This window comes from Paenibacillus endoradicis, assembly GCF_024721975.1.
On the sequence record NZ_JANQBB010000001.1, the window covers coordinates 725,714 to 741,715 of the forward strand.

At 37.2% G+C, this 16,002-nt stretch carries 16 protein-coding genes; all 16 read left to right on the forward strand.

What is annotated here, in order from left to right:
- Nucleotides 1-1,287 (forward strand): EF-P 5-aminopentanol modification-associated protein YfmH, encoded by a 1,287-nt coding sequence (gene yfmH / locus NV377_RS03255; RefSeq protein WP_258199728.1) that lies wholly within the window; start codon nucleotides 1-3, stop codon nucleotides 1,285-1,287.
- Nucleotides 1,287-2,036, forward strand: a complete 750-nt coding sequence (gene ymfI, locus NV377_RS03260) for an elongation factor P 5-aminopentanone reductase (protein ID WP_258199729.1) — start codon at nucleotides 1,287-1,289, stop codon at nucleotides 2,034-2,036. Before yfmH ends, ymfI begins: the two co-directional genes overlap by 1 nt.
- 170 nt (nucleotides 2,037-2,206) lie before the next feature.
- A complete protein-coding gene (locus NV377_RS03265; protein ID WP_258199730.1) occupies nucleotides 2,207-2,458 on the forward strand; it encodes a DUF3243 domain-containing protein in 252 nt (83 codons plus the stop codon).
- Between the two features lie 281 nt (nucleotides 2,459-2,739).
- Entirely contained in the window at nucleotides 2,740-3,507 is a 768-nt protein-coding gene (locus tag NV377_RS03270) for a DUF3388 domain-containing protein (RefSeq protein WP_258199731.1), read from the forward strand.
- 20 nt (nucleotides 3,508-3,527) lie between these two features.
- Nucleotides 3,528-4,385 carry a helix-turn-helix domain-containing protein gene (locus tag NV377_RS03275; RefSeq protein ID WP_258199732.1) on the forward strand — a complete coding sequence of 286 codons (858 nt, stop codon included), beginning with the start codon at nucleotides 3,528-3,530 and terminating at the stop codon, nucleotides 4,383-4,385.
- 34 nt (nucleotides 4,386-4,419) lie between these two features.
- Complete coding sequence (locus tag NV377_RS03280; protein ID WP_258199733.1) at nucleotides 4,420-4,911, forward strand: YajQ family cyclic di-GMP-binding protein; 492 nt, start codon at nucleotides 4,420-4,422, stop codon at nucleotides 4,909-4,911.
- Nucleotides 4,912-4,995: 84 nt separating this feature from the next.
- Nucleotides 4,996-5,571 (forward strand): CDP-diacylglycerol--glycerol-3-phosphate 3-phosphatidyltransferase, encoded by a 576-nt coding sequence (pgsA, locus tag NV377_RS03285; protein WP_258199734.1) that lies wholly within the window; start codon nucleotides 4,996-4,998, stop codon nucleotides 5,569-5,571.
- A gap of 86 nt (nucleotides 5,572-5,657) precedes the next feature.
- The gene (locus NV377_RS03290; RefSeq protein ID WP_258199735.1) at nucleotides 5,658-6,911 is read left to right on the forward strand and encodes a competence/damage-inducible protein A; all 1,254 of its coding nucleotides are present in this window, start codon (nucleotides 5,658-5,660) and stop codon (nucleotides 6,909-6,911) included.
- Between the two features lie 236 nt (nucleotides 6,912-7,147).
- Complete coding sequence (gene recA, locus NV377_RS03295) at nucleotides 7,148-8,197, forward strand: recombinase RecA (protein WP_308860051.1); 1,050 nt, start codon at nucleotides 7,148-7,150, stop codon at nucleotides 8,195-8,197.
- A 200-nt stretch (nucleotides 8,198-8,397) separates the two neighbouring features.
- Nucleotides 8,398-9,078, forward strand: coding sequence for a regulatory protein RecX (locus NV377_RS03300; RefSeq protein ID WP_258199737.1), 681 nt, complete (start codon nucleotides 8,398-8,400; stop codon nucleotides 9,076-9,078).
- A gap of 209 nt (nucleotides 9,079-9,287) precedes the next feature.
- On the forward strand, nucleotides 9,288-10,829 hold the full coding sequence (rny, locus tag NV377_RS03305) for a ribonuclease Y (RefSeq protein ID WP_258199738.1): 1,542 nt from the start codon (nucleotides 9,288-9,290) through the stop codon (nucleotides 10,827-10,829).
- Nucleotides 10,830-11,187: 358 nt separating this feature from the next.
- A complete protein-coding gene (locus NV377_RS03310) occupies nucleotides 11,188-11,985 on the forward strand; it encodes a TIGR00282 family metallophosphoesterase (RefSeq protein WP_258199739.1) in 798 nt (265 codons plus the stop codon).
- Between the two features lie 133 nt (nucleotides 11,986-12,118).
- Nucleotides 12,119-12,379, forward strand: a complete 261-nt coding sequence (locus NV377_RS03315) for a stage V sporulation protein S (protein WP_028597363.1) — start codon at nucleotides 12,119-12,121, stop codon at nucleotides 12,377-12,379.
- Between the two features lie 191 nt (nucleotides 12,380-12,570).
- Complete coding sequence (locus NV377_RS03320; protein WP_258199740.1) at nucleotides 12,571-13,506, forward strand: dipeptidase; 936 nt, start codon at nucleotides 12,571-12,573, stop codon at nucleotides 13,504-13,506.
- Between the two features lie 164 nt (nucleotides 13,507-13,670).
- Complete coding sequence (pduL, locus tag NV377_RS03325) at nucleotides 13,671-14,243, forward strand: phosphate propanoyltransferase (RefSeq protein WP_258199741.1); 573 nt, start codon at nucleotides 13,671-13,673, stop codon at nucleotides 14,241-14,243.
- A 205-nt stretch (nucleotides 14,244-14,448) separates the two neighbouring features.
- Entirely contained in the window at nucleotides 14,449-15,999 is a 1,551-nt protein-coding gene (gene miaB / locus NV377_RS03330; RefSeq protein WP_258199742.1) for a tRNA (N6-isopentenyl adenosine(37)-C2)-methylthiotransferase MiaB, read from the forward strand.
- Nucleotides 16,000-16,002 lie beyond the last annotated feature (3 nt).

Genomic DNA, 16,002 nt, shown 5'->3' on the forward strand with positions numbered 1-16,002 from the left:
ATGGATATTTTACAATATGATGCAGTTGAAGAGACATTATACCGTGAAGTTCTGCCTAATGGATTAGAAGTAGTTGTATTGCCTAAACCGGGATTTCAGAAAACATATGCGACTTTTGCGACGAAATATGGTTCTATTGACAATCATTTTTCAGTTGGTAACAATCCACCTGTTAAAGTGCCAGATGGGATTGCCCATTTCTTAGAGCACAAAATGTTTGAAGAACCAGAGGGTGATATTTTTGCTACCTTTGCTAAGCAAGGAGCTGCTGCTAATGCCTTTACTTCATTCGACAGAACGGTCTATTTGTTCTCAGCAACAGAGCAAATAAATGAAAACTTAACCACATTAATTGATTTCGTGCAAAATCCATATTTCACAGACCAAAATGTAGATAAAGAAAAAGGAATTATCGAGCAAGAAATTAATATGTATAGTGATAATGCGGATTGGCGTGTCTATTACGGATTATTTGAAGCAATGTATCAAAAACATCCGATTTCAATTGATATTGCTGGAACGGTTGAATCCATTTACAAAATTGATAAAGATACACTGTATCGTTGTTATAATACATTTTACCACCCATCTAATATGTTGTTATTTATAGTTGGTGGAGTAGATGCTAAGGAAATGATGGAATTAGTTCGATCTAATCAAGCAGGCAAAACTTATACTCCAATTGAAGAAATTAATCGTTTCTTTGAGCCTGAGCCAGGTCCAATCAAAGAACGCAAAAAGGTTATTCAATTGCCGGTTTCCTTACCTAAAGTAATGCTAGGGTTCAAAGAACCTGAAGTTACATTGTCAGGTGAAGAACTTGTAAAGCAAGAAGTTGTTAGTAAAGTCATGCTTGATGTACTATTTGGTAGCAGTTCAGCATTTTATCAGCGCCTATATGATCAACAGTTGATTTATGATTCTTTCGGTTATGAATATAATTGCTCAGAACAATACGCATTTTCTGTTATTGGCGGAGATACACCGCAGCCAGATACATTAATTGAAGAAATTTCACAATATGTGAAACAAACGTTGAAAACTGGTATCAATGAACAGAACTTTAATCGTATTAAACGTAAAAAAATTGGTAGCTATCTAAGAATGCTCAATTCCCCTGAAGCAATCGCAAGTGAATTTACTAAGTTCAGATTCCGTAATTGCGATATGTTTAATGTGCTTAAATATTATGAGGAGTGCACGTTGGCAGACGTTAATCAACGTTTAGTAGATCATTTTAATTTTGATCAACTTGCTATTTCAATCGTGGAGTCTCCAAAAGCATAATGAATCGATCGTTTCAAGAAATGACGGTACTGATAACTGGGGGAAGCCGTGGTATTGGCGCTGCAATTGCTAAGCGCTTTGCTAAGGAAGGTTATCAAATCGTTATTCATTATCTCAATTCACATGAGCAAGCAAATGAAACGGCTCGTGAATGTATGGCGTTTGGAGCGAAGGTTATAACGATTTCAGCTGATCTTAGCTCCAAAGAGCAGCTACACCGCATGAAAGAGAAATTAGATAGCATGAATGTCACACCTGATATTATTGTTAATAATGGCGGCATATCACATTATGGGATGCTGATGGATGTGACGGAAGAACAATGGGATTATGTAATGAATGTCAATTTGAAGGGAATGTTCCTTTGTACGCAACTCTTCATGCCACATATGATTTCACATAAGTATGGTCGTGTTATTAATGTCTCTTCCGTATGGGGCATGACTGGTGCTGCTTGTGAAGTACTCTATTCTACTACAAAAGGTGGAATGAATGCATTTACAAAAGCATTAGCAAAAGAACTCGCACCCTCAGGAATTACTGTAAATGCAGTTGCACCTGGAGTTGTACAAACGGAAATGATGAATGATTTCAATACTGAGGAAAAAGAAGCTTTGGAGCAAGAGATTCCAATCGGCCGTTTTGGCTCGACAGATGAAATTGCTTCACTTGTATACTTCCTTTCCTTGCCGGAATCTTCTTATATTACTGGTCAAATTATTAGTCCTAATGGTGGTTGGTTAACTTAGTTTCACAAAACTTCCTAAGTTGGCATTATTGTATCAGCATACTTATTGTTCATTTACACACAATAATGACTGTTGAGAACAATCAACAAATGAGCTTAGCGTTCATCTCCGATTCATGATTTGTTAGAAAATGATCGGGAAGCTAAGAAATATTTTAGGAGGCGATTTGAATGTCAACAGTACTAGATCAGTTTGAGTCTTGGAAAGATTTTTTGAAGGATCGCGTAGCGCAAGGGAAAACTTTAGGTCTCTCTGAAGAAACGATATCTAACCTCGCATATGAGATTGGTTCATTTCTAGATGAACGTGTAGATCCGAAAAATAATGAACAAGCCGTACTGAAGCAATTATGGGATGTCGGTGACGATTCTGATCGTCATGCCATCGCCAAATTGATGGTCAAATTGGCAGAAAAATCCTAATTGGAACTCATTCCTCACTTTCAAAATTAAGATATGCGGAAAGCCTCCTGAATTGGAGGCTTTTCTGTGATGTTTTACCACAATAGATTTTATTAATTTCAGAGCGTACCGATGGACAAATTCTATTTGGTGATAAAAACTACCTTATAAACGCGGTCGCTCATCCTTGAAAGGTCTAGATAAAGGTTTTCTCATAAAGTTTGCAGGAAAGTGTTGAATTTTGTAGAATAAATAATAGGTTATAAATACTTTTTTCTTAATGGCATAGGATGGTGACAGTTTTGGAACACAAACAATGGTATATGGAGTATACAATACATAAGAACAGACCAGGTCTTCTCGGTGATATTGCTTCTTTGTTAGGGATGCTCGAAGTAAATATTTTAACAATTAATGGTGTAGATCATCATACTCGTGGTTTACTTTTACAAACAGATGATGATGAAAAAATCGATCTTTTGGGTAAGCTATTAACTAAGGTCGATGACATTACTGTTAATAAATTAAGAACTCCAACCATTGTTGACATTTTGGCAGTTCGTCATGGTCGTTATATTGAACGTGACTCTGATGATCGTAAGACGTTCAGATTCACTCGGAATGAATTGGGTTTATTAGTAGATTTTCTAGGAGAAGTATTTAAGCGAGACGGTAATTATGTTATTGGACTTCGTGGTATGCCTCGAGTTGGGAAGACAGAATCAATTATTGCAGGAAGTGTATGCTCTAATAAACGTTGGACATTTGTATCATCTACATTATTAAGACAAACGGTTAGAAGCCAACTTTCTGATCAAGAAATGGATCCTAACAATATATTTATTATTGATGGTATCGTTAGTACAATTCGATCCAATGAACGTCACTACTCCTTAATTCAGGAAATTATGTCGTTGCCTTCAACGAAAGTGATTGAGCATCCAGACATTTTTATACGGGAATCAAATTATGATTATAGTCATTTCGATATTATTGTTGAACTGAGAAATACACCAGATGAAGAAATAACTTATGAAACGTTTACTACACATTATACTGAAGAATTCTAAAATTGAAAGGAGGATATAATGTGTCTGAATTAGGTGAAGTATTAAAAAAAGCTAGATTAGAAAAGAAAATGTCTTTGGAAGAAATACAAGATGTAACCAAAATTAGAAAGCGTTATTTAGAAGCATTAGAATCAGGTGATTATAATGTATTGCCTGGAAAGTTCTATATTCGCGCTTTTATTAAAAATTACGCCGAAGCAGTTGGGTTAGATTCTGAGGAAGTATTGAAATATTATCATGATGAAGTGCCTGCTGTTGAAACGGTGGTTAATGAACCGATTCCTGCTCGTAAGCCAAAAAGAATGCGTTCTGCTTCATCAGAGAAGTTCGGAAAAATAGGATTTACAGTGCTCATGTGGTGTTTTATTGGATTAATAGCTTTTGCTATATGGTATTATTTCGCTAATAAGGAAGCTGATCCTGTAGAAAATGGAAATGGAAATGGTAAACAAATTACAGACAATTCGGTTGCTCCAAAAGTAACACCAACACCGACTCCAGTAATTACACCAACACCGACTCCTACAGTTGGACCGGTATCCATTACTTTTGTTGAAAAAAATGGTCGAGATAATGTGTTTTTAGTTAGTCCTATGAAAGACACATACTCCTTAAAACTGACCGCATCCGGTGGTGCTAGCTGGATCGAAGTATATGAAGGTGGCAAAAATGGTACCCGACTTCATTATGCTACGATGAATGATGGAGAAGTTCTTAACTTTGATGTGACCAAAGATGTCTATATCTCAATGCGTTATGCGGGTTATATTGAAGCGACGCTAGATGGTGTCGTAATTGAAGATGAGGATATCGAAAAAGCACGTATACTATTAAAACTAGACACAGCTGATGTAGAAGATACGACGACAGCTGAATAGCTGTCGTTTTGTTTGTTAATGAGAGGGGATTATTATGAGTAACGAAAATTCATTTGATATTGTATCAAAAGTTGATTTACAAGAATTAAATAATGCAGTAACACAAGCAGAACGTGAAATTGGAACACGCTTTGATTTCAAAGGAAGTAAAACAAAAATTACGGTAGAAAAAGAAGAGTTAACTATTTTAAGCGATGATGATAACAGGCTTAAAAATACGATTGATATTCTAATCGATAAAATGGTGAAACGAAGTGTGCCTACGAAAAACCTTGACTACGGTAAAGTAGAAGGGGCATCTGGTGGAGCAGTTCGTCAAAAAATTAAGATTCGCCAAGGGATCGAACAAGATATCTCTAAAAAAATCAATAATCTAATTAAAGATTCTAAGCTAAAAGTGAAGAGTCAAATTCAGGGTGATCAATTACGGATCACTGGAAAAAGTAAAAACGATCTACAAGCCGTGATGAATTTATTACGAGGCGCTGAATTACCTATAGATTTGCAATTTACTAATTTTCGATAGATAATAAGCTTACATACATAGTACTCGTCATGGAGTCTGGCCTACGATAATAGAAATAAGTGGGGCTGATTGGAGGGGATTTTTTTGAATTTAGCTAATAAAATTACGATAGCTAGAATATTTTTAGTGCCTGTTGTTTTGTTTTTCTTACTTGTTAATGTTAACTTAGGATCGTTCACTTTATCTAATTTCACGATTACTTATACTCAAGTAATAGCAGTGCTAATCTTCATTATTGCAGCTAGTACGGATGGTGTGGACGGTTATATCGCCCGCAAAAATAACTTAGTTACCAATTTAGGTAAGTTACTTGATCCATTAGCCGATAAATTATTGGTTGCTTCTGTATTGATTGCATTAGTTGAAATGGATAAGTTAAGTGCTCTAATAGCTATCGTTATTATCAGTCGTGAATTTGCGGTTACTGGACTAAGACAAATTGCTTTACTTGAAGGTAAAGTTGTTGCTGCGAGTACTTGGGGCAAATGGAAAACAGCTATTCAAATAACGATGATTATCGCTATTCTTTTGAATAATTTCCCGTTTGTGTTTATAGACTTCCCATTTGATGTTATTTGTTCTTGGGTTGCAGCGGCGATTACTCTTTATTCAGGTATAGATTATTTTATTAAAAACAAATCATTAATTCCAGTGGAATAATGTAATGCACCTCTTCGGAATATAGAAGGGGTGCATTATTAGATTTTACTACTACTATCCGAACAAACAGATGATGAGGTGTATTGATGAAGGCTGAAATTATTGCAGTTGGAACTGAAATGTTAATGGGTCAAATTGTAAATACGAATGCACGCGACATTTCTTTGAAATTAGCGGAATTAGGAATAGATGTGTACTTTCAAACGGTTGTAGGTGATAATGCCGATAGAATTCAATCTGCTATCGAAATTGGACGTACACGTGCAGATCTTTTACTGTTTACTGGCGGCCTTGGTCCTACTCAGGATGATATTACGAAAGATGTTCTCGCACAATATTTGGGAAGAGAACTTGAAATCCATCAACCTTCAATGGCAACGATTGAACATCTATTTTCCTCACGAGGTTTAGAGATGGTACAAAGTAATGTGCGTCAAGCGCATTCAATTGTAGGGGCGACTCCACTCCATAACGCAGCGGGTCTTGCTGTCGGTAATGCTTTAATCGAAGATCATACGATGTATGTTCTATTACCGGGTCCACCTAAAGAAATGCGTACAATGTTAAATGGACCTGTCGTTGATTGGTTACGAACTGTTTTGACTGATGAAAAGCCATTATATAGTCGACTTCTTAAATTCGCAGGTATAGGTGAATCCAATCTCGAGGCAAAGTTACTACCATTAATCGAGATTCAAGATGATCCAACAATTGCTCCTTATGCGAAGGAAGGCGAAGTTTCTATTCGCGTCTCAACAAAAGCTAATAGTTTGGATGAAGCAAACCGTAAAATCGATGAGACCGTCGCTGAAATTGATAAGCTCGTAGGAGAGTATTTATACGCTCAAGAAGACATTCCAATGGAAGTCGAAATTGTACATCTGCTTCAATCTAAAAAACTGACAATTGCCTCAGCTGAAAGTTGCACCGGCGGATTATTCTCCTTATTGATGACGAAAGTCCCAACAAGCTCAGATTGTTTCGATGGCGGAATTGTAACGTATACGAATGATATGAAGCAGAAATTGTTAGGGATACCGATGGAACACTTAGAAGGTGAGTCTGCGCCTGGAGCCGTCAGCACTTCTACTGCGCAACTTATGGCGGAGCGTGTGCGTGAACTGCTAGATAGTGATTACGGAGTGTCTACAACCGGCGTAGCGGGTCCTGGAACTACGGAAGGTAAACCTGTCGGTATGGTCTTCATTGGAATAGCTGCACGTGGCAAAGAAACGAAAGTATTTCAATTATCTTTGAGTGGAGATCGAAGTTCCATTCAATTGAGAACAGTGAAAAATTTACAATATCGATTATGGCAAGCAATTAAGGAACATAGTTAATTATTGTAATAAAATAACTTGTTCCAAATACTGTAAACGTTTATAATAGAGATAGTTATGGAAGAACCGTAGCAAAGATCATTCTTTGCCACGGTTCTTTTTCGTTTTACGGAGCGTAAAAGAAGTGGCTCTGAGAAGCGAGGTGAAAAATACGAATGTGTGTTCGAAAAAAAGTGTTGGCAAGTGGGCGGAAAAAGGTTATCATGAAAATATAAATATTAAAGGATGTGACTCTAGTGAGTGATCGTCGTGCAGCATTAGATAACGCTTTACGTCAAATTGAAAAGCAATTTGGCAAAGGCTCTATTATGAAGTTAGGTGAATCTACACATATGCAAGTGGAAACCATATCAAGTGGTTCACTTGCTCTTGATATTGCATTAGGAATTGGTGGTTATCCACGTGGACGTGTTATTGAAGTCTACGGCCCAGAGTCTTCTGGTAAAACAACGGTAGCACTACATGCGATTGCAGAAGTTCAAAAAATTGGTGGACAAGCGGCATTTATTGATGCTGAGCATGCGCTTGATCCTTTATATGCTAGTAAACTTGGCGTTAATATTGATGAACTATTACTTTCTCAACCCGATACTGGTGAGCAAGCTTTAGAAATTGCTGAAGCACTAGTTCGTAGTGGCGCAGTTGATATTATCGTTATTGACTCCGTAGCAGCACTTGTACCGAAAGCGGAGATCGAAGGGGATATGGGTGATTCTCATATCGGCTTACAAGCTCGTCTTATGTCTCAAGCTCTTCGTAAACTTTCTGGTGCGATTTCCAAATCGAAGACCATTGCTATTTTCATTAACCAACTTCGTGAAAAAGTTGGCGTAATGTTCGGTAACCCAGAGACTACACCAGGTGGACGTGCTTTGAAATTCTATTCTAGTGTTCGTCTAGATGTTCGTCGTATTGAGTCGTTGAAACAAGGTAACGATATCGTTGGTAACCGTACTCGTATTAAAGTTGTTAAAAATAAAGTTGCTCCTCCATTCAAACAAGCGGAAATTGATATTATGTATGGTGAAGGTATTTCTAAAGTAGGAAGTATTATCGATATCGGCGTTGAAATGGATATCGTACAGAAGAGTGGAGCTTGGTTCTCATTCAGCGGAGAGCGTTTAGGACAAGGTCGTGAAAATGCGAAGCAGTATTTGAAGGATCATCCTGAAATCTCTAAAACAATTGAAACTCAAATTCGTTCAACTTATGATTTGAATGGAAATGCTGGAACAGACTTAACTCACACAGAAGATGATGACGACGATTTTGAAGAGCAATTTTAAGCATAATTGATGATATCGCCGTTCTATTGCAGAGCGGCGATTTTTGTATACTATGATCATTCGAAGTAACATTTCATTAGCAAGATAGTTAAAACAAGTCGTTAATGAAAAGTTTTAGTATATGCTTACGAAGTAACATTTCATTAGCAAGATAGTTAAAACAAGTAGTTAATGAAAAGTTTTAGGAGGATTTGTTATATATGAGCGAATTACATTCTGCTCACAATCAATTGGAGCATTGTATAACGGCTGTAAAAGTTGATCGAAAGAACAATAAAGAATACATTCTGTCCGTCGAACATATCGAGGAACCAATTGTAGTGCACGAAGATATGTTCATTAAGTATCGATTAATGAAGGGTGAATGTTTAACTTCTTCATTAATTGCCGAGATTATAGAAGTGAATGGCAAATATATGGCATATATTAAAGCTATTCGTTATCTCGGTACAAAAGCTAGATCAAGTAGACAAATTGCAGATTATTTGAAAAGACATGAATTTAACGCTGAGCATATTTCGCATGCAATAGAACGTTTGCAAAGTGATGGCTATGTGAATGATGAGCAATATGCGATTGCTTTTGTACAATCGAAAACTAGAATTCAAGGCAAAGGAAGAGTAAGAATTGCCCAGGATTTGAAAAATAGAGGTATTTCACAAAATGCTATCGATATGGCATTGTTACAGCTTGATGAGGAAGATGAGTTTGACGCTGCATGTCGCGAGGCAATGAAAAAACTTCGAAGTTTGTCGGGTGAAGATCGCGAAATAAGAAGAAAGTTGCAACTTTTTCTTCTACGCAAAGGATATACGAGTGGATTAATAAGAAAAGTCATGCATTTTGTAGAAAATGAGCGTAAAAGTAATATAGATGAGTAGATTAATAGGGAATTGCTTGACAATTGAATTTGTGAACAGATAAAATGAAATAGTATTCCTTCAAATTTTGTTTCAATCTAACTTCCAAGAATTGATACAAAATGTTTATTTATTCGTCAAATGACGTAATTGAGACGGTATGGAACCGGTTTAAAACACAATAACATCCCAAGCAATGCCTTGGTGTATGCAACAAGGAGGTGAACAAGATGGATTATATTTATGTGATCTTGATTTGTATCCTTGTTGGCGCAATTTTCTTTGGGATTGGTTACAAGTTACGAAAGTCGATTGCTGAGGCTAAAATTTCTAGTGCAGAGCAAGCCGCAGTTCAAATCGTTGAACAAGCTAAAAAAGACGCGGAAGCTGTTAAAAAAGAAACGGTGTTAGAAGCAAAAGACGAAGTCCATAAAGTGCGTACAGAGGCTGATAAGGACATTCGTGAGCGTCGTAACGAAACACAACGTTTAGAAAGAAGATTACTTCAAAAAGAAGAATCTCTTGATAAAAAGTTAGAAGCACTTGAACGCAAAGAAGAGACTGTAGCCAGCAAGGAGAAACGAATTGAGGAAACACAGGAACAGATCGATTCGCTTTACAAGCAACAGCTCAGTGAATTAGAACGTATTTCCAACTTAACGATGGAAGATGCAAAAGCAATTATTCTATCTAATGTTGAACAAGAGGTACGACATGAAACAGCACAAATGATTAAGGATATTGAACAACAAGCCAAAGAAGAGGCAGATAAGAAAGCTCGTAATATCATTTCTCTTGCTATTCAACGTTGTGCTGCGGATCATGTCGCTGAAACGACAGTATCAGTAGTAACACTTCCGAATGAGGAAATGAAAGGGCGTATTATCGGTCGTGAGGGCCGTAATATCCGTGCTTTAGAAACATTGACTGGTATCGATCTAATTATTGACGATACACCGGAAGCGGTCATTTTGTCTGGCTTTGACCCTATCAGACGTGAAATTGCTCGCACATCACTTGAAAAACTTGTCGCTGATGGTCGTATCCATCCTGCTCGTATCGAAGAAATGGTCGAAAAATCTCGTAAAGAAATCGACGATCGTGTTCGCGAATATGGTGAACAAGCTACATTTGAAGTTGGTGTACACGGTTTACACCCTGATTTGATCAAAATTCTTGGTCGCTTAAAATATCGTACAAGCTATGGTCAAAACGTATTGAAACATTCAATGGAAGTCGCTTATTTAGCTGGCTTAATGGCTGCTGAATTAGGTGAAGACATTACTCTTGCGAAACGTTCTGGACTATTACATGATATCGGTAAAGCACTTGACCATGAAGTAGAAGGCTCACACGTTGAAATCGGTGTTGAGTTAGCTAAGAAATACAAAGAACATCCAGTAGTAATTAACAGTATTGCTTCGCATCATGGTGATACAGAAGCAACTTCAGTAATTGCAATGTTAGTCGGCGCTGCTGATGCTTTATCAGCTGCAAGACCAGGTGCACGACGTGAAACGTTAGAAACGTACATTAAACGTTTGGAAAAACTAGAAGATATTACTGAATCCTTTGAAGGTGTTGAGAAATCTTATGCCATTCAAGCTGGACGTGAAGTTCGCGTCATGGTACAGCCTGAGAAGATTGATGACACAGAAGCATTCCGTCTTGCTCGCGATATAACGAAAAAAATCGAGAGTGAGCTAGACTATCCAGGACATATTAAAGTAACGGTTATTCGTGAGACACGTGCCGTAGAATATGCAAAATAACGATGAATTGTAATAGAGAAGTGGCTGATTTCAGCCACTTCTCTATTTTTCAGCTTATAGTGAAAGTTCAAAAAAGTTGCTTCATATTTGATGCAGACTAAGCTTCAATAGCCTACTCATCGTTATCAATGTCTTTTTTTGAACTAGCTAATTAAAATGAAAGTTCAAAAAGCGGGCTTTCAGGACCGAGAAGATGGAGCGCTACTTGAGTAAGGCGGAAACGCAAGTGTACGTTATTAGTACACGCGTACCGGACTTGCCAAGTTCGATTCATCTTCGATGCCGTATATGCTACAACGCGACACATCGTCATCAAAGTCCGCTTTTTGCACTACTTCTATATAAAGGACGGTACACAATGAAAGTTTTATTTATTGGTGATATAGTAGGCAGTGTAGGCAGAGAAGCAGTACGACAAGTATTACCAGCGCTTAGAGACAAGTACAATCCTCATATTATTATTGCAAATGGTGAAAATGCAGCAGCAGGTAGAGGGATTACTCGCCCTATTGCAAATGATTTCTTTAATTGGGGAATTCATGGCATTACGATGGGTAATCACACTTGGGATAATAAAAATATTTTTGAGTGGATTGATGATGAACCTCGAATCGTACGACCTGCCAACTTCTCAGAAGTAGCTCCAGGTAGAGGTATGGCTATTATAAATGTACATGGCAAAAAGCTTGCTATTATCAATATTCAAGGACGTACGTTCTTACCTCCGATCGATTGCCCGTTCCGTACAGCAGAAGCATTGATTGAAGAAGCCAAACAAATTACGCCACATATCCTCGTTGATTTTCATGCAGAAGTAACATCTGAAAAAATTGCAATGGGATGGTACTTAGATGGTCAAGCTTCCATCGTCGTTGGTACGCACACTCATGTTCAAACGAACGATGATACAATCTTACCTCAAGGAACAGCATATTTAACTGATGTTGGTATGGTAGGATCCAAAGAAGGGGTACTAGGTATGGAGAAGGAAGCTGTCTTGCATCGTTTCTTAACTCAAATGCCTACTCGCTTTGTGGTAGATGAGGGAAAGTGGCATCTTCACGGGATCATCGCTGAGCTAGATGATCAAACAGGTAGAGCTACAAAGATCGAGAAGATTCGCTTAACAGAAGAATCATGGCTACTTATGCAATAAGTAGCTTTTTCTTCAAAATAAAAAGACTGAACATTTAGAATATTTAAAATACATTTTGAAGGAATTATTCGTCTTAACTCGAATAGTATTAGTAAAGTAGAGTCTATCAAACATTCTAGGGGAGGTACTTATCATGGATGTATTAAAAGTATCAGCGAAATCTAATCCTAATTCAGTAGCAGGTGCACTTGCTGGTGTTTTAAGAGAACGTGGTGCAGCCGAGTTACAAGCGATTGGTGCTGGTGCGTTGAACCAAGCCGTAAAGGCTGTTGCTATTGCAAGAGGGTTTGTAGCTCCAAGTGGAGTAGACTTAATTTGCATACCTGCTTTTACAGATATTGTAATTGATGGTGAAGACCGTACCGCTATTAAACTAATTGTTGAGCCGAGATAGTCTGCTTCTAACGGTCCATACGAAAAATACTTATGAGCTATTATTGGACCTGTTTACTACGTAAACAGGTTATTTGCTATTATAGATGCAACAGCCATATATGAAAAGTTTGGCATATGCTTACGAAGTAACTTTTCATAACCTAGAAGCTCAAGCAAGAAGTATATGTAAAGTTTTTAGGAGGGTGCGATGTGAGGAAGATTGATTTTCATTGTGATGTGCTTAGTAAAATGTTGGTAGATCATACGATTGCGTTTGATGCTGATGACTTTTCAGCGAGAATAGATGTAACGTTGAACAGACTACTGAAATCAGACTATATGATCCAAGTATTCGCAATCTATATCCCATCTGAACGTAATAAAGATATTCTAACTATACTTAAATGTGTTGAAATATTTTATGAGAAAATAATAAGTCATCCTAATGTTATATTTGTTGATTCAGCAATTGATGTAGAAAGATGTAAGGCAACGAACAAAGTAGGCGCTATACTGTCGATAGAGGGAGTAGATGGCTTGCAAGGGCATGTATATCTAGCTTCTATTCTACATCGTCTTGGTGTGCGCTTTGCAGGTCTTACATGGAATGCTATGAATTGGGCAGCTGATGGTGTATTGGAGCCACAAGGATCGGGTCTTTCAAGTTTAGGTCATGATTTTGTTCGTAAATGTAATCAGTTGGGGATTACGATAGATGTTTCACATCTATCTGAGAAAAGTTTCTGGGATGTTTATCACACGAGTACTGAACCAATCATTGCATCGCATTCTAATGTTAGAGCAATATGTGATCATCCGCGTAATCTGACAGATGAACAAATAAAGGCAATTATTGAAAGGGACGGACTTATAGGGCTAACATTTGTTCCATGGTTTGTCATTGAAGAAGAGATGGCTACTATTGACGATCTAATTCCACATATTGATCATATATTAAATCTCGGTGGTGAAAATCATATTATGTTTGGCTCTGATTTCGATGGAATTGATAAATATATAGATGGGCTAACGAATCCATCACATTTAGTTCATCTCGAAGAAATTCTTCATCAGCATTACGATCATGAATTAGTTGAGAAAATAATGTGGAGAAATGCATATCAATTTCTAATGAAGCAGTGGTAAATAATTATTAACTATATATTTACAAATTTATAACAGATTCCTTCTATAGCTTGTTCCCTTAAAGCGATAAGTGTTATGATAAAGACATGCGATAATAGTCGTATGTCTTTCTTCATGTTTCAAACATGAGAGAGAAAAACATAATATTGGAGTGTGCAAGAGAAATGGAAAAAAAAGTACCTGTAGGCGTATCAGCAAGACATATTCATCTATCCCAAGAACACGTAGAGGTGTTATTCGGTAAAGGTTATCAACTAACTGAGTTTAAGCCATTATCTCAACCTGGACAATTTGCTGCGAATGAAACTGTAGCAGTAGTTGGAGCAAAAGGATCATTTCCAAAAGTAAGAATTTTAGGACCTGCTCGTAAAGCAACTCAATTGGAAGTATCTCGTACAGATTCTTTCGCACTTGGAGTTAAAGCTCCATTACGTGAATCAGGAGATACTGCTGGTTCTGCAGGAATTACAATTCAAGGACCTGCTGGTGAAGTAACTATTGAAGAAGGCGTGATTATTGCAGCACGTCATATTCACTTCCATACATCAGATGCCGACAAATGGGGCATTGCTGACAAACAAAAATTACGTGTTCGCGTTGGTGGAGATCGTGGCGTTGTATTTGAAAACGTCATTGCTCGTGTATCACCAGACTTTGCACTAGATATGCATATTGATACAGATGAAGCAAATGCAGCAGCTGTTAATAATGGCGATATTGCTGAGATTATTGACTAGTACTGGTCATACTTAAATAACGGACTCACTTTAACTGTACTAAATTAATACTGACTTGCAAAAAGGCGTACAAATTGATCATCAATTTGTACGCCTTTTTTGTTGAACAAACAAAATAGATTACTCCATCCTAAAGTGATATAATTGTATAATTAAGGATATATATCCATTTATATTTCTGGTGCAGAAGAGGGAGTGATTGTTAATGTCTAACGAACCGAAAGATTACTCGCAATATTTCAACTTTTCTAATGCTAAACTCATCAGTGAAAAAGACGGTACACAAACCATTCGTATGAATGGACGTAATATTCAACTACATGCAGCTCCAATTTATACAGATGGAAAAAAACGAGGTAAAGAAGAAATTGAAGTTCATTATGACTTTTCCATTCCAGAAGAATTGCAGACAATAGGTATTGGTAGGCATTATCTCATTTATACATATGGATGCCAAATGAATGAACATGATACAGAAGTAATGAAGGGTATATTTGAGCAAATGGGGTATACTGCTACTGAAAGTCGCTCAGAAGCGGATGTAATTCTACTTAATACATGTGCCATTCGAGAGAATGCAGAGGATAAAGTTTTCGGTGAACTTGGTCATTTGAAAACGTTAAAATCTAAAAATCCAAATCTAATTTTAGGTGTCTGTGGCTGTATGTCGCAAGAAGAATCTGTTGTTAATCGTATATTACAAAAGCACTCATTTGTTGATCTCGTATTTGGCACTCATAATATTCATCGCTTACCTCAATTATTGCAAGAAGCCTATTTCAGCAAAGAGTTAGTCGTAGAAGTATGGTCCAAAGAAGGCGATATAATAGAGAATATGCCTAAAAAACGAGATGGATTGCGAGCTTGGGTGAACATTATGTATGGATGTGATAAATTCTGTACGTATTGCATCGTACCATTTACAAGAGGCAAAGAACGTAGTAGGCGTCCGGAGGATGTTATAGCTGAAGTTCGTCAACTTGCTGCTGAAGGGTATAAGGAAGTTACGTTATTAGGACAAAATGTAAACGCTTATGGTAAAGATTTTGACGATCTAGATTATCGTTTTGGCAACTTGATGGAGAATATAGCACTAATAGATATTCCAAGAATTCGATTTACTACTAGTCATCCGAGAGATTTTGATGATCATCTGATATCTGTTCTCTCCAAAGGTGGAAATCTCGTAGAGCATATTCATCTCCCAGTGCAATCCGGTAGTACCGCTATGTTGAAACGTATGAGCCGTAAATATAGTAGAGAACATTACTTAGCATTAGTCCACAAAATTAAACAAGCGATACCTAATGTCGTATTAACGACCGATATTATTGTTGGTTTCCCCGGTGAAACAGAAGAACAATTTCAAGATACATATTCACTAGTGAAAGAAGTAGGATTTGATTTCGCTTATAGTTTTATCTATTCTCCGAGAGTAGGAACTCCTGCTGCTGTAATGGAAGATAATGTTGCTATAGAAGTGAAAAAGCGTCGATTATATGAGTTGAATGAGCTATTGGGATTGATCTCACGGGAACGCCATGAGCAATTATTAGGACAAGAAATTGAAGTTTTAATCGAAGGTGTTAGTAAAAATAATGAAAATGTCTTGTCTGGTCGAACAAGATCGAATAAGCTAGTACATATAGAAGGTCCTAAGGAATGGATTGGATCACTTCTTAATGCGAAAGTTACAGTAGCTCAAACGTATTATATTAAGGCAGAACCAATATTTGAATCGCAATTAACACAATAACCG